We start from the raw sequence: 17,397 nt of genomic DNA on the forward strand, positions 1-17,397 counted from the left end.
TTATGCTTAAACCAAAAGATACTCCAATATTAAATCCTATCTTTATCATCACCAATGTGGCGGAAAATCAAGTAGAAACCATAAGCCTGGGAGGCCATGAGCTTGAAAAAGAAAGCTATCAGACCGCGCGCACAATAGACAATGACCTCATTATATTTATAGAAATGAATCAATTACAATCAATACCAATAACATTTAACGTATGGGATCACTAAAAAATAAAAATGCTATTGTGACCGGCACTTCGCAGGGGATCGGAGCAGCAATAGCCCTGCACTTAATTCAGGCCGGCTGTAATATTGGAATGCATTATTATCATCAAAAAGATGAACCGGAAAAGATGAAGAAGCTCGCTGAAGCGAATGGACAAAAAGCTGTTTGCATTCAGGCAGATTTGACCAAGGAAAGTAATGTCAACCAATGTATCCGCGAGCTTACGCAGGAGTTAGGTACGATTGATATCCTGGTAAATAATACAGGTTCACTAGTAGAGCGCCGTTATTTAAATGAACTTGACAAAGCATACTGGGATAAACTTATCGATATTAACATGACCAGTATGATGATGGTCACGCGTGAGCTGTACTCTCATTTCAATACCCAGCGGGGCTCAAGTATTATCAATGTTGCTTCTTTGGCAGGAAGAAAAGGTGGTCACCTCGGATCTTTGGTTTATTCTACGACCAAAGGTGCAGTAATTACCTGGTCACGTTCACTCTCCACAGAGCTTGCGCCATCTGGGATTAGAGTCAATGCGGTGGCTCCTGGATTTATTGAAGGAACACGTTTTCATAATACACATACAACGCCTGAATCGGCTAAGCAAACCATCGATGGTATTCCCTTAGGCAGATCAGGATGTCCAGATGATGTAGCCCGGGCAGTGACTTTCCTGGCCTCCGAATATGATGGGTTTATTACCGGCATTACAATGGATATCAATGGTGGGGTCTATGCGGCTTAGAAATATGAGCTGAAGGCTGGCTGTCTGTAATGTTTACATTTATAATATTTCCCCATCAATTGGAGTATACTGAATCGTTATGCACCATTCTATAAGAGGAACTGCCTTATTTAACACTTACTATTTCCGGGAATGACCATAAGTCACAACCCGATTGCTTAATAGATTGAATTCAGTACCTCAATTCAGAGCTATTTAGTAGGCTATCAGGTTCGTTGTTGTGATATGGCAACTCTATTCCAGCAGAGCCTGGCCTGGTATGTATTCGCAGGATGCACTGTGAAAGCACTATCAAAAAAGAAAAGAAAGCCCAAGGGCCTGCAGATCATTTTTCCAAACGCTGTCTGCTATTATTAAGCATTTAATATTGAACCTCCCATAAAAGGTCGTTAGTAAAATGTATAAAAAAAATGAACTAACCCCTCTTAAGCAGCAGGTTAGTTCATTCATACGAGGACTGACTCCCTGAGATACTGTCCGGAAAAGGGTCCGGGCTTCTCTCTGGAGCACAATATCAATTACTTACGGCTGATCAATAATTTGAAATTCTACTCTTCTGTTCTGAATTCTACCTTCCTCAGTGCTATTGCTGACGATAGGCTGCTGCTCACCAGCTCCTTTCACCAAAATTCGCTCGGCAGCAATCCCTTTTGACTGCAAATACTGTTTAACAACTTCAGCCCTTTCTACAGACAACTTCTCATTATCACGCTCAGTACCTATGCTGCAGGTATGCCCTACCAACTGGATCTTAAGGGTTTCATTTCTCTTGAATATATCGGCAATATCATCAAGGAAAGCCCTGGAATCAGGAGTAAGTGTGGCATAGCTAAGCTCAAAGCTCACAGTCTTTTTCAATTCCACCCGATCGCTTTCTGCTAACTGGAGCTCACGCTTTTGTACAGCCAGCGCAGGAGCTTCATTTGAAAGCTGGTTGCCCTGCAGACGCTCCACTTTGGTAGGCTTCTCTACCCTGGCAGGAACTTCCGGCTCAGGCACTACTTCTTTCGCAGGCGCTAAAGTCACCGGACTCGTTTCTACTGGGGTAGTGGCACGTACTTGCTTTGGACGTTTGTTACCGATTTTCAGTGACAAGGCTACCTCAAAAATCCCTCCCTGTTGCATGGTACTCAGGTCCGATAACATCGGAATATCGTAACTGATGCCTATCAAATAGCTGGACTTTTCATACTCTAGCGCAAATACGCCTGCTTTATTGCTATTATACCAGGCACCCAGACTAAGCTGCTGAGGGTATTCAATACTCTGGCTCAGGTCATAACGAAACCAGCTACCGGTATTGATCATTTGTGCATCAGCGGTACTCAGCCAACGCACATTAGGCACGACTGATAAGCGGTCTCCCTGAAACACGCGCAGACCGGCAGTGGCTTTCATGCTTACGGGTAGTTTACTTTCTTCATCAAAGCCTACATTGGGTTGGTTAAAGTTAAAGATTGATCCTCCGGCAAACGCAAGCTGTCTGCCCTGTTCATCTTTCATCTGCCAGAATAAACCGGTTGTCAGGGTGGTGAAATTGCGGGATTGCTCTACAAAAATTTCTCCGGTAGGAGCATCTGCATTAAAACCACCGTTCTGAAACTGACTGTCAGTGGTAAAGCTGAAAGCAGCGTTAAGTTTGCGGTTAAAAAAACCAGCCTGCGCACCTAAGCTCAATTCATGCTTACGGGATAGCTGCACACTATAAGCTGTTCCCAACATGCCTCCATTGGTGCCCATAAAATCAGCTACCCTGTCGCTCAAAAACGAAGCCCCAAGTCCCAGGCGGTGATTTCCTATGCTAATAGGATAATAAGCGGAGATGGTAGAAGTGGCATAGGTTTGCCCCGCGTCTACCGACTGATTTCTATGATTGGCAATGATACTGGCCTGGTCCATGACCCCTATCATACCCGGATTGGTAAGAAATGGCGTATGCGTATATTGTGACATATTAGGCTCCTGCGCCCAGGCCTGGGTAAACCAAGCCTGTACCAGTGCAAAACCTAGGGTTAAGAACAAAAATTTCTTCATCTTATATTCATGTTTTAAAGTCAAAGGAATAGTACTATCGGATAAGGCGGATTGTACCGGTATTTTTGCCATTCACAGTCAAAGGCTCACCATTGGTATAGCTTCCTTTGAGCACCCACACATAATTACCCGGTATCAGTGCCTGTCTCTGATAGGTACCATCCCATCCTTTTTGGGTAATGCTTTCAAAGTCGGTAGATCTGTATACCAGCTCCCCTTCCCGGTTGTAGATCGTCATCTCAATGCTGGCTACTCCACCGGCACCGCGCAGGATGAAGAAATCATTGTTTTGATCACCGTTGGGTGAGAAAAGCGTAGGCAAAAACAGCTCATTTTGATTTATCGCAAAGCTCACTGATACATCTTCTGCTGCTTCATAGGTATCGCTACCTGCCTGACTGGCAATCACTGTCACTGTACCTATTCCTTCCATCACCAGCAGATTACCTTCCAGCGAAGCTACCCCTGAGGCTGGCGCTGTGATCAGTGAATAGGTCACCGGATTCCCTGAATCTCCTCCGCTGGCGTTTAAGGTAATGGGATCCTGGCCGATCTTTTTGTCATCTATTCCGGCAAAACTGATTTGTTGAGCGAGCTTGCCGATGCTGATGGTGAAGCTGGCTTCTTCACTGCTGTCTGCACCACCATTGGCAGTACCGCCATCATCAGAGAGGCTTACCCTTACTGTTACATCTCCACTCACATCCGCCGCGATGGCAAAGCTCAGATCGCCCTGGCTGTTTACCGCAGGCTGGCTGGTAAAGAATTCATGATGATCATTGCTCACCTGGAAAGTTAATTCCTGGCTACTTTCATTCGCCGGACCGGCTGCAATACCCCTTGCCCAGCCTGAAATGGTATAACTTTCCGCACCGGCAGATACTGTCTGATCGCTTCCAGCCGTGAAGAATGGCGCGTCATTGACCGGATTTATGGTGATGGTAAATGTTACTTCATCTGATGTATCTTCCCCACCATTCGCAGTACCTCCATCATCGGAAAGTGTCACAGTAACTGTGGCTGTACCGTTAGCATCTTCAGCAGGGGTATACGTCAGCGTTCCTTCAGCATCAATAGCGGGCTCTACATCAAACAAAGCCTCATTGTCATTGCTGAGCTGGAACGTTAGCGTCTGATCTGCTTCATCTGCTGAACCGACACTGATGTCAGTGGCCCAGTTTGCCACGCTTTGTGCTCCTGCATCTTCCAAAACACTTTGGCCTGCTCCCTTGGTAAAGGCAGGCGCATCATTGACCGGACTTATGGTGATGGTAAATGTTACTTCTTCTGAAGTATCTACTCCACCATTTTCTGTACCTCCATCATCGGAAAGTGTCACAGTAACTGTGGCTGTACCGTTAGCATCTTCAGCAGGTGTATACGTCAGCGTTCCTTCAGTATCAATAGCGGGCTGTACACCAAACAAAGCCTCATTGTCATTGCTAAGCTGGAACGTTAGCGTCTGATCAGCTTCATCTGCTGAACCGACACTGATGTCAGTGGCCCAAGCGGTCACACTTTGCTCACCGGAATCTTCCAGCACACTTTGATCTGTTCCCTTGGTAATGGCAGGCGCATCATTGACCGGACTTATGGTGATGGTAAATGTTACTTTTTCTGAAGTATCTTCCCTACCATTCGCAGTACCTCCATCATCGGAAAGTGTCACACTGACTGTGGCTGTACCGTTAGCATCTTCAGCAGGTGTATACGTCAGCGTTCCTTCAGCATCAATAGCGGGCTCTACATCAAACAAAGCCTCATTGTCATTGCTAAGCTGGAACGTTAGCGTCTGATCAGCTTCATCTGCTGAACCGGCACTGATGTCAGTGGCCCAAGCGGTCACACTTTGCTCACCGGAATCTTCCAGCACACTTTGGTCTGCTCCCTTGGTAAAGGCAGGCGCATCATTGACCGGATTTATGGTGATGGTAAATGTTACTTCATCTGATGTATCTTCCCCACCATTCGCAGTACCTCCATCATCGGAAAGTGTCACACTGACTGTGGCTGTACCGTTAGCATCTTCAGCAGGTGTATACGTCAGCGTTCCTTCAGTATCAATAGCGGGCTGTACATCAAACAAAACCTCATTGTCATTGCTAAGCTGGAACGTTAGCGTCTGATCAGCTTCATCTGCTGAACCGGCACTGATGTCAGTGGCCCAGTTTGCCACGCTTTGTGCTCCTGCATCTTCCAAAACACTTTGGTCTGCACCCTTGGTAAAGGCAGGCGCATCATTGATCCAGACCCATTGGAGGTCACTCTCAACGATTAGCCCGGCGTCAGTACCATCATCAGGCAATACTGAAAAACTAATATACTTGTCTTTATCCTCACTTTGCAGCGTATATGTTTTGGCATCTGCCTCACTGATGACAGCTTTGTTGGTACCAGTCTCATCATCAGAACGGTACCATTGGTACACTGAATTGCTTTCAGTATCATTATCGGCATCGCTGAACTGATATTCGCCGTTTAGAAGTTCGCCGATTGCGAATATGCCTGAAATGGTAACATCAGAAGCCACGGGAGCAGTATTCGTTCCTGTTCCTTTGACCGTAAATGTATAGGTGCTTTTGCCACTAACATTACTAAGTACCTTTACGACCGCGCTTTTTTCACCTACTGAGGCTGGATCAAATGTAATACTGAAACTACTGCTATTTCCTGCACTGATCGTCTCAACAGGTGCTGAGCTCAGGCTGAAATCCGCAGCGTCGGTACCTTCAATACTTACTAATTGTAAATCTGCATTTTTACTAAGCTGGAGATCCGCGGTACCAGGATTGACAATGCTGAAAGTTTGCGTGACCTCACCATTGGCAGCAACCACAAGACCAAAATCTGTGGCATCTGTACTTTCCGGGCTGTTATCTCCATTAGAAATATTGATATCCTTGCCTTTCACTACAATATCAGGATACGTAATGGCACCTTGCAGACTGCTTTCCACTTTCGTTCCTTCGCTGTTTCCGTCGTGAGGCGTTACCGCAAAGCTTATGTATTTGCCAATATCATCATTTGTCAGTGTATAGCTTATCTCATCAGCATCTGGGATAGCTATTTTACCGCTACCTGAATCATCATCAGAACGGTACCACTGCATATGTGTGCCATTTTCCGCATCATTATCATCATCAGAATAATCGTAACTGGCAGTCAAAACATGCTCAACTTCCAGTGTACCTGTAAATTCCACATTGGATGCTACCGGAGCTGTATTAGGTGATGCTGTAGTAAAACTCTTTTCTTCGCCATAGCTTATACCTTCTGAATTGATAGCGTAAGCTTTTACGTAATAGGTTGTCGATGGTGACAGGCCACTGATAATTTTGGAAAATGCACCTAAGCCACTCCCAATTTGAACTTTTATATCGGTACTGGTTGGGTTTCCAGAGTTATTATATACTACCCCTTTCTCGTTTACTGTAGCTCCTCCATCATCAATAACGTTACCCCCTATTTCAGCAGAATTTGTAGTAGTGTTTGAAGCTGAAACTGAGATGACTGAAGGAGGGAGAATCGGGGAAAAAATCGCAACTAATGCTTTACTCTGCTCCATAGTTATCAACAGAGGGTTATCAGTGCTTTCAACAGCACCTGACCATTTCTCAAATCTAGATCCACTGGCAGGAGTAGCTGTTAATGTTACTTCTTCATCTTCCTCGAAAATATTTTCATAAATACTATTTTCAGAATCTATTCCTGCTGGCGAACTGATTACTGCGCCATCGGACCCATCGGATTTGTTAAGGCTAAGATTCAATGAAATAGGCTCTACACCACTGGTAACAGGAATTTTAAAATCAAAGGTGTTTCCATAACCATAACTTCCACATACATTAGGTGAACCACTATACTGCATAATTAGTCTTGCATATAAATTTCCATTATATGCATCTGCAGGAATGGCAATATTTCCATTAAATGTATGAGATCCACTAAAAGAATGATTTTGATCAAATACTAACTCATTAGCAACATCGCCCGGAGTTCCGTTTCTATTAAAGTCTATCCAAATTTTAACATACTCCTGGTAAGAAGAACTTGTCTCTACGGTAACACTGACTGGCACAGTAGTTCCGGCAGCAACTGTTGGGATCGTTTCAGCTGTGTAATCATAATATCCAGGACCAGAAAAATCAGTGTTACCATCAAAAGTCACCCCATTGATTGAAACTGATGATACGTATTCATAGCCAAAACTATTAGGGGAAGAATCACAGAGTGGGCTGGAACTCAAGTTTAAAGTGGTAACGCCTGATATTGAAGAACAGCTTTCTTCACTTACTATACATCTATACTGATAATCCGCAAACCCATCAGGTATATATCTAATTGTTAGTGTAGCAGTTTTTACATCTTCGTAATTAGTACCATTGCTCAAATTTGTAAATGTACTTCCATTGTCCGTGCTAACCTGCCACTGATAACTCAAAGAAGTACCTGTCGCATCAACACTTATACTGGTATTTGATCCTGAAGCAGTAGTAAGGGTATTATTCTCGGTGTCAACTACCGGATTACTACAAGGGGCTTCTATTATTATTTTGCTTATCGGCTTACTATATTCATTTTTAAAGTTGAAAGCGGTAGCGCTTTCAGGTACAGGCACATCTGCATAGCCTGTCTGGTAAAGTAGCCAGCAGCCGAGCAGAAATACGAATGCGTAAATTTTTGACATGGGTAAATGGGTTAATACAAATGGTTTTTTAGCCATAAAGCCAATAGTTTTTTTCTAAGATTTTACTTCTATTTGCCCTAGCACGGGCTTGATACTGGTCGGACCATCAGGAAGTAGAAAAAACCATTAGGAATGTCTGCAGCATGGGTTTTGTGGTTTGTTGAAATTTTTTTCCTATTAAACTCAGAGCAGCTTATCGCAAGACTAGCTTATAGGACTATACCTTTTTGCCTGAGATGCAGCAATATTATGGCTTATTAATATGGAGAATGCGCTATTTGAGTGAAGTGAAATACGTAAGTAATAAAAATAATGAGATGCAAAAAAGCGCTAAAAAATAGGACTTTATTAAGTCTATAGTTCTAATAAATTGTACTTAAATAAGGATTGATTAGCTTATGAGATAACAAGCATGCTGATATTTGATTTCATTATTTGCTTTGTACAAACTTTAACTACATTTCAAGCGGCTAACTTCAACGCCTTAGAATTATTATAAATGGTGGGGCACACCATACTGATATATGAGAGAATGCTGCTCAAGATTATGTTTAGCGAAACGATAGCCGCGCATTAAACTGTACTTTATTTATTGCAATACATTTCTACACAAAGTCCTTGCTATGTGATCCTGCTGAAGCACGCATGTATGGCGTAAGGATTACTTTATTTGGCTGATCATTATATCCCCCACTGCTAGCAGCCGGGGATTAATAAGCCTGCCCCTGTACTTCCACTACGCAACAAAAAAAGAATGTACCCTCCCCGACCATTATATAGCCAGATGTATCATTAACTCATATGCTGCCCGGCAAAAGAAAAAGCCCTCTGCACTTTCAGTTCACCAACAGGCTGCAAGCGAAAAAGGCCCAGCATGCCCTCTCCGCTGCATTGTTAAAATTTCAGAAAAGCTGTATCTTATTAAGTACAATGCGTATGGGAGATGCTTTGGGGACATATCTCATATGGCGCATGTCCCATCTTAGGCGATGGTAAATATGAACGAACAACAAATCATAGCGTGCTTGCTTGCAGGTGATGTTTCAATACAATATCAGGTGTACCGGGATTTGTTGGGCGATGACAGAAAGGATTTACAGCATAGAATCGCCAGTGAAGGTTGGGGGAAAAGATTTTTGTCCAGACGAAAAGCAAATGGACATTGGGGCAGGAAATTTTACCAACCCAAATGGACTTCTTCTCATTACACTTTACTGGATCTGCGCAATCTGAATCTTAGTCCGGACAATCAGATTGTAAAGGAGACTATTGCCTTGACTTTGAATAGCAGTAAGTCAGAGGATGGAGGAATTCAACTGGGGCCTTCTACCTCCCGGTATAGTGATGTTTGTGTCAACGCCATGTTTCTGAATTACGCTTCCTACTTTAAAACTGAAGAGCATAAATTGTGTTCTATCGTGGATAGTATTTTGCATGAGATCATGCCTGATGGTGGATTCAATTGCAGGACCACAAGAGTAGGTGCTAAACATAGTTCACTGCACACTACCCTATCAGTACTTGAAGGATTGTATGAGTTTCAGAAATCAGGATATTCCTACCGGCTAAAAGATATTCTAACTGCTACCGAGAGTGCCAAAGAATTTATCCTGCTACATCAGTTATTCCTGTCTGACCACACGGGAGAGATTATTAACAAAGACTTTTTAAAAATAACTTATCCCTGTAGATGGAAATACGATATTCTTCGTGCATTAGACTATTTTCAGTATAGCCATAGTAAGTGGGATAAGAGGATGGAAAAAGCCATCAGTGTCATACAGAAAAAGAGAAATCATAACGGCACCTGGAATATGCAGTCTGCTCATCCCGGACAGCTCCACTTTGTAATGGAGAAAGCTGGCGTTCCGAGCAGGTGGAATACGATGAGAGCTTTACGGGTACTGAAACATTTTGAAAAAGAAAAACCATCGCCGGCAATTACAAAAGAACATAACCCGCTCGAGGGACAGTTACGTTTTTCATAGGGAACAAGGGTAAAGATATATAGCTATGAGTGACCAGCAAAATAATCCATTTGTAGATTCCGCATTAACCACAATATTAGTGGTGTCGGATATGGCTGCCTCTAAAGCGTTTTATGTAGAGGTGCTGGGTGCTGAGATATTTCGTGAATACGGTGGTGATTCCCTGGTGCTGGAGTTTTTAGGAAATTGGATTTTACTTGTGACGCCAGGAGGTCCCACGCAGGACAAGCCAGACACACATTTTATTCCTCCAGCGGATAAAAATTCAGTAAGCCACGCATACACCATTCGGGTTAAGGATTGCAAAAAATCCTACGAAATATTGAAGGGCAAAGGAGCTGATTTTATTACACCCCCAATGGACCGGGGAGCGGAAACCAGATGTTTTTTCAGAGACCCAGATGGTCATTTGTTTGAAATAAGTGAATACCGGGCGTCATAGTGCAGCAGACGATGGCCGCAACACCCTACCCCCGATCTGTTCTTTCCATTGTGCTGTTAAGCCTGGAGTGAAGGCAAAGCATCAAGATTAACAGTCTGGGCAGTTTATGTTAGTGCCCGTATGGCTCACTTTATTCATTTAATTTCTGAATAGTTTTTACTACATAATCTAACTGACTGTCTTTTCCTTCTATCAAATCCTGAACACTGAGCTTTACTTCTATATCAGGAATAACACCGCTTCCTTTTGCAATCCTATTGTCTGTAACATAGTGATTGATTTTAACGAAAGACATTCTTACCATGATCTTTGCATTGGGCAGTTTGTATAAAGCGGAGAATTGACCGTTATGAAAATAATACCCTCCACCTGTTTCTTCACCTACAAGCGTAATGTCAGGATCATTTTTAGCATTCAAGGCAAATGCGGAACCAGCAGAAAATGTTCGCCCCCCGATTAATACAAAAATATTTTTTTTAAAAGATCTCTTATAGGGCTTCATTGCTTCTTTTGCGTGATCTTTTTTAAGCACCCAGCCATCACCTTCCTTTTCTGCTGATGCAAAGTAAGTTGCAAAGAACTGCTGATAATCGGTATCAGCATGTAATAGATATTTTTCCTCGGGTAGGGATGAAGTAATTGCATATTCAGAGACTCTTTGCTGGAATGGTTTGTCCGTAAGAAACGAGAACAAATGAATTGCATTGATCCTATATCCCCCATTATTGCTACGGACATCGACAATCACATTATCCGCTCTCTTCTTCCTGATTTCCTTAAACAAAGCAATCAGTCTGGATTTGAATGCTTTAGGGTTCAATCCAAATGAATTCACCCTTAATACAAGGGTGTTTATTGAATCAATCGCATAGAGGTAGGGCCACTTCTCATTAATCCTTTCTTGGTAATACCTGGCTTTATCAGTGTAATTGTGGTAAAGGGAGAAATGAGAGGTCCGGAAGGCATGTCGGTTTCCAACTCGCTCAAAATCCTGACTTTCAACTATTATTGTTTGGGTGAGACCAGCCGGTGTATTATACACGACTTCATACATTTCTCTTTCACCAAATTCATAGTAATGCAATATGCCAAATTCAGTTTCTATCTGCCTGTATTTCTTAGTGAGGTTAAACCCATCCGAGGACGCATATTTTAGCATTGTGTTGATGAGTTGGTTATTTCCTATCCCATTAATAGAAATTATCTGAGAGCCAATGGGAATTCCATGGTCATTTGTGTCGGTATAGAGTTTTCCCTCAATGATTTTTAACAGCAAAGGAAACAATTTGGGGATGGTGTCCATTTTGGCGTGCTGAACAATCAAATGGCCGTCTTTCACATGATCTGCTAAAGCACAGAGCGATTGGAAGAAATCTCCTGAATGCCTGAGTTGCTTTGCCTCTTCATTTTCAAAATGGCTAAATAAGCTATCCCACTTCTCTTTTGTAGTGTATTCATATAAACCGGGGTGAGCAGTGCTTAGGATATTTTTGAAGATGGTAAAATCCTCTGTTATCTGTTCCTGCGACAGTTCAGTCTGAGCAAGAATGCGCAAAGGAAAAATGAAGAACAATAGGGAACTGCCGTATTTCATAATGCTTTTTGTCAGTTGTTTTGAGACACGAACCCACACTGTATATCAAGCCCTTTTACCATCAGCCATATTCCGAGAAATATTTCAAAGATGCCGGTAGGTGCATTTAAAAGCAGGTATTCATAAGTTATAATGTCCATCACTTTAAACAAGATCAAAATACTGGCTACCACTGACAATACAGCGCCGCATATCCCCCACACGGAAATCCATCGCGGCAATAGTTTTTTTCTAAGAAACAAGAAGTAAAGCATGACATTAGCCATACATAACATGACAACCATAAACACATGGTTGATTAAATCTCGCATACTTCTCAAAACACCTCCTAAAAGCGCAATCGCGGGGGTGTCCTGCATACCATTTTGAACTAACAGTTCACTCATAGTCAAGACAGATAACAGTACAATGATGCCCATTACTGATAGGCAGACTGCCACTACTCTGAAACTCAGGAATCCCAATGAAAAGCTCCCGCTATATCTTTTAATAAGCGGATATACCAAAATGGCAAAGCCCAAATAAGCCAGTGATAAGATCAATTGAAAAAGCGCGGCTATAATTACCTGATTGAAGTTCTTAGCAGCTTCCGTCAGATAAGCTGAAGCGTCAATGGCGGGGGCCACACTAAAAATTCCGGCAGCCATACCCAGCAATATCAGAAAACCTGACAGCCTGATTTTCTTCTTTACATCCATAATTTATCTTTTTTTCATCATCAATAGTTCATGCCACAAAAGTACTTTGGACATAAGCTTGGGAATTGTAAAAAATGGACATCTTAAATAGCTTCATTACTCAGCTTCCAAAACTCCGTGGGGCTAAAGCCGGTAAAGGATTTGAACTCATGAATGAAATGTGCCTGGTCATAATATCCGTGCCGGTATGCAGTCTCTGTCAGACTGGATAGTCTGGGATAATTATGGATGACGGACTCGAAACGTATGATCCTTGAATACATTTTGGGGCTAAAACCTGTGAAGGCTTTAAAGCGCCTGTAGAACTGTTTATGAGAAAGGCAAAAATGACGAGCAAGGTTCTCAATGGCTATTCTTCCATTGCTCTCATTTATTAGCTGGATAGCCTGGGTGATGCGTACGTCTTCTAATCTCTGCTTTTTCAGCCTGGAAATGAAGTAGTCTGAAAGGATATTTATTCGTTGCTGCGTGGAACTTGCCAGGGCGATTCGTTCATTCAAAACAGCTCCTTCAGGCCCAAGAAAAGTATGTAAAGAAATAAATTCTTTATTCACTTCTGAGGCAGGAATATGAAAGAAGGCTGGTATTGCATATGAATAAAAGGCAATGCCGATGAGATGATAAAAACCCGCTACTGAAAATTGACCCGCTAAGTGAGTATGGCCCTGAAATGTGGAAAATAATAAGTCGGACTGCTTACTTTCACCAGCAAAGGCAAAAGTAATTTCAGTCAAGCTACTAGCGACCACATAGTATTGTGTGTTAGGCTTTTGTGTGGTGGCATCCCAGGTGCCTACCCAAAAATGGCTTATGAAATCTCTGAGTTGTTCATTTGGCTGGATAATCTCATATTTCACTGTTCTGATTGATTTCTGAGTTAGACCATTTATGTTTACAATGACACCAACGCTCAACTATCAGTGATAAGCCGGGCTTTTCAAATATCCATAAAAGTAGCCTTTCTCACCAGCCTGTGCAAAATGAACTCATAACCGCCTCAGGCCTGTCCCGGATAAACCGTTACACCCAGGTCTAAATCAACCACCGCTGTCACTGCAGTAATGTCATCGCCATTCAGATAGTAAGTCTGGCGATATCTTCAGGCTGAACGGGCTCATTGCATTGTCCTATTGATATTTTTCAGATAAAAAAATATGTATTGGTAGCTAATCATAATAATAAAAAAAATAGAGGTTGTATAAAACATCTGAAGACAAAGTATGTTGAATCGGGTATATAGCTCGATATTAAATTATTTAATTTTTTTAATCATGAATAATTTTTTCAACTATCACCATCAATATTTAAATGGTTTTTTTATCCTGCTGATCATAATAGGTGTTGCCTGTACCCGAAATACTCCACCCAATATAACGCCTCCTGGTGATGAAAAAACTGGAAAAGCCAAAGTTTTGGAAACAGGTGCAGAGCTTCTTCAAAATGAAGCCCCCATTAATCAGATCAGTATGTATTTGGATGGTTTTCACTTTGCTAATGGTGATATGAATCATCAGATGGAAGCTCATCATTATTGCACACAATTGAACGATGATGTCACCCAGTGTATGATCTACGACGGAAACACAGCAGATGCGCTGCTTATCGGAGTTGAATATATCATTTCTGAGAAATTATTTAAAACATTACCCAGGGAGGAAAGACAATTATGGCACAGCCATGATTATGAGGTGAAATCAGGTCAACTCATAGCGCCTGGTATTCCTCAGTTGGCAGAACACGAACTCATGGAAAAGTTAGTATCTACTTATGGAAAAACCTGGCATACCTGGCAAACCAACACCAGTGATTCATTACCCACAGGTACACCTAATCTCATGATGGGCTTTACTGCCGATGGACAGATAGAGCAAACTCTGCTGAAAGACAGAGATGAAAGATTTAATGTTTCTACTACTGAAAAAAAAGAAAACAGAGCAGATATTCCTAAGCCTGAAGTATTAGCGGGAGCTAATGCCTGGCAGGAAGGAATAATAAAACAACTTCCTTCATTAACTGAAGGTAAGGATGAAGAGTAAACACATTTTTTCCTGGTTTTAAAAGATGCCAGGTATTCATAAAACATATATTTTTTTAACGATTAACAGTAAACGATTATGAACTCATCAGAAGCTAAAACAAAGGGACGTGTTAGAAAAAGTTCTACAGCAAAGCAAAATACAGCGATAGATCAAAAGACGCTTCAGCACATAAAGAACTACCAAAACGTTACTGACGAACAAATCACGCAACGACTGAAGGAATTGGATAAGAAATGGGATATAGAAAAAACCCTGGAAGTAAATGCTTCCTCCCTTTCACTTATAGGTTTGATCCTGGGCAACTACGTAAACAAAAGATGGTACCTTCTTCCCGGCTTAGTAACTGCCTTTTTACTGCAGCATGGCTTACAGGGTTGGTGTCCGCCATTACCGATATTTCGTAATATGGGGATCAGAACAAGACAAGAAATTGATGAAGAACGTTATGCATTGAAGGTTCTGCGAGGAGATTTTAATCATATTTCTGATACTTCAGAGCCTGAACATATCACAAAAACCTTAAAAGGCTAATAAACTTTAAAGCCTTGGCAGCATCATGTGTAAAGCAATGCATCTTTGAACATACATATTATGCTCTGTTGATATTTTTGCAAATGGAGTCACCTAGCCTGAGACTAAGAATTACTTTAGCTTTTGGGCTAGGATGCAAAAAAGGTTTAATCAGATGTAACTGCTTTTTTGATAATCTTTTTGTCAGGGATGATCTTTGACAAAAAGATTATTTTCATTTTCAACCTTTTTTTATGCAGTACTATTTCTGTATAAAATTAGTGAACTCTTCTTTTGATCTGGCCTGAGCAAAAATTACAGCTGAAGTTCAACAGCAGCCAGAAGCAGCAATAAACGCAATGTAGATCCTTGGAATAATAATATTTCGTTTCTTTTATGTTTTCTACCAAATAAATGAAACAATAAGTAACCTTTTCTGCGTTAGAGGAAGAGTTAGTAAAAAATGAAAAAACAGTAGGTGCGTAATATTGTCCTTATCATATTGTCTTGTATGCTTCTCTTTTCATCCTCCTGTGTGATGAAGAAAGCGGTCGTGCATTATTTTGATCTGGAAAAACCTACACCGGCTAAAACTTTACCTGCCTCTGAACACAAAAGTTCTGATATTACCATCTCAGAGCTATGCAGTCTTGATGCACACACAGGCAGTATTTTGGATGATGTTGAGCTGATCACAGCACTGAAACAGCTACAGCTCAGTGCTCCTGTTTTCTTTTTACTGGCATCATTTGTCTTTTCCTGGATAGCTTATATTTTGCAATCAGCTTTAGCCCCCGGCTACCTTAGGCAAATCATAAGCATCACCTCACCCACCCCTCTTTTTATCAGGCTCAACCGCCTGGTCCTGTACGCCTAACTTCTTTCTTAAGAGTAGTTTCTATTCGTTTCAATTCCTGTTTTCACATGCTTGCTTCAAAAGCATTTGTCAAGCATGTAGCGTGTATACGCTGAATAGTACTACTCATTTCCATCCGCTCACCGCTTCACTAGTGGTGAACCTATATTCATTTACTTTTTCACTTTACTAAAGTATCAATCATACATGGTATATAAATATATGCTGATGTTCTGTGCGGTCTGCCTTGTCGGTCAGGCTCCACTACAGGCCCAGGACTCTCTTTCCCTTGTTCAGCTATGGGAAAAGTCAATAGAGGGTTATCCCAGCCTGAGTGCTGAAGATGCAGCACTGCAGCAGGCAACTATTGATCAGCGACTTACCCGAAATCAATATCTACCTCAAATACAATTTCAGGCGCAGAGCACAATTGGAAGCTACCAGGGGAACTCTGCTGCTTTTTTTCCGCTTCCTGGCTTTTTTAACGTCAACGGGAATGCCAACAGTATTGCTCAGCCCGCTAGCAATTTGGTAAGCTCAGCCGTGCTCAACTGGGAGTTTTTCCGTTTCGGACGACATAAAAAATCCGTGGAAGCAGCCATGCTACAAGTAGATCGAGCCAGTGCAAGCCTGGATGCTGAGCAGCTACACCTTCAAAGCCAGCTTACTCACGCTTATATCAAATTACTGTACCACCAGCAAATGCTGAGATGGGCTGGCACCAACAGCCAGAGGTTAGAAGATCTGCTTGAAGTCACGCGAAGTTTGGCTCAATCAGGCTTATCAGCCGGTGCGGATTCCTTATTAATCAAAAGCTCTCTATTACAGGCAAAGGCTGATCAGGAAAACTGGGATGGAGAAAAAAAGTCCAGTAAGATCCTATTATCAAAATGGATAGATACTCCTGAGCGAAGCTTTGTGATAAAACAAAAAAGTTTCTTTGCATCCCTATCTGCACTGCCCTCAGAGGGGGAATTAAACACAGAAGGCCATCCCCTGCTCCGTGTGAGACAAGCGCAGCAAAACTACGCTGAAAAGCAATATGAAATAGCAAGAAGAAGAATTTTTCCTACTGTTTCCTTGCTTGCCGGAGCGCAGCTCAAAGGCAGGGCAGTACTCAAGGGAGAAGGGGCAAACGAATCATGGTCTGATGCCTATCAGGCACCCACTCATAATTACCTCATAGGTCTCGGCTTGAGCTGGAACCTGAGTCACCTTTATAACCAGAAGCTACTGAATAGCCGATACCTGGAACAAATCAACATCCAGGAGGCAGCATGGGAAGAAGAGAAATTAGATCTAAATGCCCAATATCATTCTTCTGTACAGCAAATACAAAGACAGAGGGAAAGGATAGAGGATGCTGACCAGGCCTATCAAAATGCACTGCAGGCCTATGAGCTTTTTGAAGTTCGTTATAGCAGTGGACTCATTAGCCTGACTGAGCTACTACAGATCCAGCAAATTCTCCAGCAGGCCGACAAAAGCAGAATCCAGGCTTACTACGAATACTGGATGACAGCTATCGCACTTGCTGATGCACAGGCCGACTTTTCGTTTCTGGCTGAAATTTTCAACTAAACCT

13 protein-coding genes are annotated in these 17,397 nt (G+C 42.1%); 8 read left to right on the forward strand and 5 right to left on the reverse strand.

Going from position 1 to position 17,397, the window contains the following annotated elements; genetic code table 11:
* Positions 1-2 precede the first annotated feature (2 nt).
* On the forward strand, positions 3-215 hold the full coding sequence (locus tag OKW21_RS15225) for a hypothetical protein (RefSeq protein ID WP_277480574.1): 213 nt from the start codon (positions 3-5) through the stop codon (positions 213-215).
* Positions 203-964: an SDR family NAD(P)-dependent oxidoreductase gene (locus OKW21_RS15230; protein ID WP_277480577.1), complete on the forward strand. Its 762-nt coding sequence runs from the start codon at positions 203-205 to the stop codon at positions 962-964. The genes OKW21_RS15225 and OKW21_RS15230 overlap by 13 nt, the downstream gene beginning before the upstream one ends.
* Positions 965-1,486: 522 nt before the next feature.
* Here the strand turns inward: OKW21_RS15230 and OKW21_RS15235 are convergent.
* Together OKW21_RS15235 and OKW21_RS15240 are read right to left on the reverse strand one after the other, a co-directional pair.
* Positions 1,487-2,998, reverse strand: a complete 1,512-nt coding sequence (locus OKW21_RS15235; RefSeq protein WP_277480580.1) for a PorP/SprF family type IX secretion system membrane protein — start codon at positions 2,996-2,998, stop codon at positions 1,487-1,489.
* Positions 2,999-3,032: 34 nt separating this feature from the next.
* Complete coding sequence (locus OKW21_RS15240; protein WP_277480583.1) at positions 3,033-7,685, reverse strand: choice-of-anchor D domain-containing protein; 4,653 nt, start codon at positions 7,683-7,685, stop codon at positions 3,033-3,035.
* 998 nt (positions 7,686-8,683) lie between these two features.
* Here OKW21_RS15240 and OKW21_RS15245 point away from each other — a divergent pair.
* Together OKW21_RS15245 and OKW21_RS15250 are read left to right on the forward strand one after the other, a co-directional pair.
* Positions 8,684-9,673 (forward strand): hypothetical protein, encoded by a 990-nt coding sequence (locus OKW21_RS15245; protein WP_277480587.1) that lies wholly within the window; start codon positions 8,684-8,686, stop codon positions 9,671-9,673.
* Between the two features lie 25 nt (positions 9,674-9,698).
* A complete protein-coding gene (locus OKW21_RS15250; RefSeq protein WP_277480590.1) occupies positions 9,699-10,115 on the forward strand; it encodes a VOC family protein in 417 nt (138 codons plus the stop codon).
* Positions 10,116-10,245: 130 nt separating this feature from the next.
* On the opposite strand, the gene OKW21_RS15255 is transcribed toward OKW21_RS15250, so the two are convergent.
* The 3 genes from OKW21_RS15255 to OKW21_RS15265 all read right to left on the reverse strand — a co-directional run bounded on the left by OKW21_RS15255 (position 10,246) and on the right by OKW21_RS15265 (position 13,264).
* Positions 10,246-11,709, reverse strand: a complete 1,464-nt coding sequence (locus OKW21_RS15255) for a S41 family peptidase (protein ID WP_277480593.1) — start codon at positions 11,707-11,709, stop codon at positions 10,246-10,248.
* 11 nt (positions 11,710-11,720) lie between these two features.
* On the reverse strand, positions 11,721-12,407 hold the full coding sequence (locus OKW21_RS15260) for a DUF4386 domain-containing protein (protein ID WP_277480595.1): 687 nt from the start codon (positions 12,405-12,407) through the stop codon (positions 11,721-11,723).
* A gap of 83 nt (positions 12,408-12,490) precedes the next feature.
* Positions 12,491-13,264, reverse strand: a complete 774-nt coding sequence (locus OKW21_RS15265; RefSeq protein WP_277480597.1) for a helix-turn-helix domain-containing protein — start codon at positions 13,262-13,264, stop codon at positions 12,491-12,493.
* A 414-nt stretch (positions 13,265-13,678) separates the two neighbouring features.
* Here OKW21_RS15265 and OKW21_RS15270 point away from each other — a divergent pair, with 414 nt between their 5' ends.
* The 4 genes from OKW21_RS15270 (at position 13,679) to OKW21_RS15285 (ending at position 17,393) form a co-directional block, all read left to right on the forward strand.
* On the forward strand, positions 13,679-14,443 hold the full coding sequence (locus tag OKW21_RS15270) for an OBAP family protein (RefSeq protein WP_277480599.1): 765 nt from the start codon (positions 13,679-13,681) through the stop codon (positions 14,441-14,443).
* A gap of 78 nt (positions 14,444-14,521) precedes the next feature.
* Positions 14,522-14,977, forward strand: a complete 456-nt coding sequence (locus tag OKW21_RS15275; RefSeq protein WP_277480602.1) for a hypothetical protein — start codon at positions 14,522-14,524, stop codon at positions 14,975-14,977.
* 517 nt (positions 14,978-15,494) lie between these two features.
* Positions 15,495-15,833, forward strand: coding sequence for a hypothetical protein (locus OKW21_RS15280; protein ID WP_277480603.1), 339 nt, complete (start codon positions 15,495-15,497; stop codon positions 15,831-15,833).
* 186 nt (positions 15,834-16,019) lie between these two features.
* The gene (locus tag OKW21_RS15285) at positions 16,020-17,393 is read left to right on the forward strand and encodes a TolC family protein (RefSeq protein WP_277480605.1); all 1,374 of its coding nucleotides are present in this window, start codon (positions 16,020-16,022) and stop codon (positions 17,391-17,393) included.
* Positions 17,394-17,397 lie beyond the last annotated feature (4 nt).

Source organism: Catalinimonas alkaloidigena, assembly GCF_029504655.1.
GTDB classification, from domain to species: domain Bacteria; phylum Bacteroidota; class Bacteroidia; order Cytophagales; family Cyclobacteriaceae; genus Catalinimonas; species Catalinimonas alkaloidigena.

Excerpts from the sequence above, each read along its gene's own strand:
- OKW21_RS15225 (WP_277480574.1), top strand. The coding sequence starts at position 3 with ATGCTTAAACCAAAAGATACTCCAATATTAAATCCTATCTTTATCATC.
- OKW21_RS15230 (WP_277480577.1), top strand. The coding sequence starts at position 203 with ATGGGATCACTAAAAAATAAAAATGCTATTGTGACCGGCACTTCGCAG.
- OKW21_RS15235 (WP_277480580.1), bottom strand. The coding sequence starts at position 2,998 with ATGAAGAAATTTTTGTTCTTAACCCTAGGTTTTGCACTGGTACAGGCT.
- OKW21_RS15240 (WP_277480583.1), bottom strand. The coding sequence starts at position 7,685 with ATGTCAAAAATTTACGCATTCGTATTTCTGCTCGGCTGCTGGCTACTT.
- OKW21_RS15245 (WP_277480587.1), top strand. The coding sequence starts at position 8,684 with ATGAACGAACAACAAATCATAGCGTGCTTGCTTGCAGGTGATGTTTCA.
- OKW21_RS15250 (WP_277480590.1), top strand. The coding sequence starts at position 9,699 with ATGAGTGACCAGCAAAATAATCCATTTGTAGATTCCGCATTAACCACA.
- OKW21_RS15255 (WP_277480593.1), bottom strand. The coding sequence starts at position 11,709 with ATGAAATACGGCAGTTCCCTATTGTTCTTCATTTTTCCTTTGCGCATT.
- OKW21_RS15260 (WP_277480595.1), bottom strand. The coding sequence starts at position 12,407 with ATGGATGTAAAGAAGAAAATCAGGCTGTCAGGTTTTCTGATATTGCTG.
- OKW21_RS15270 (WP_277480599.1), top strand. The coding sequence starts at position 13,679 with ATGAATAATTTTTTCAACTATCACCATCAATATTTAAATGGTTTTTTT.
- OKW21_RS15275 (WP_277480602.1), top strand. The coding sequence starts at position 14,522 with ATGAACTCATCAGAAGCTAAAACAAAGGGACGTGTTAGAAAAAGTTCT.
- OKW21_RS15280 (WP_277480603.1), top strand. The coding sequence starts at position 15,495 with ATGAAGAAAGCGGTCGTGCATTATTTTGATCTGGAAAAACCTACACCG.
- OKW21_RS15285 (WP_277480605.1), top strand. The coding sequence starts at position 16,020 with ATGGTATATAAATATATGCTGATGTTCTGTGCGGTCTGCCTTGTCGGT.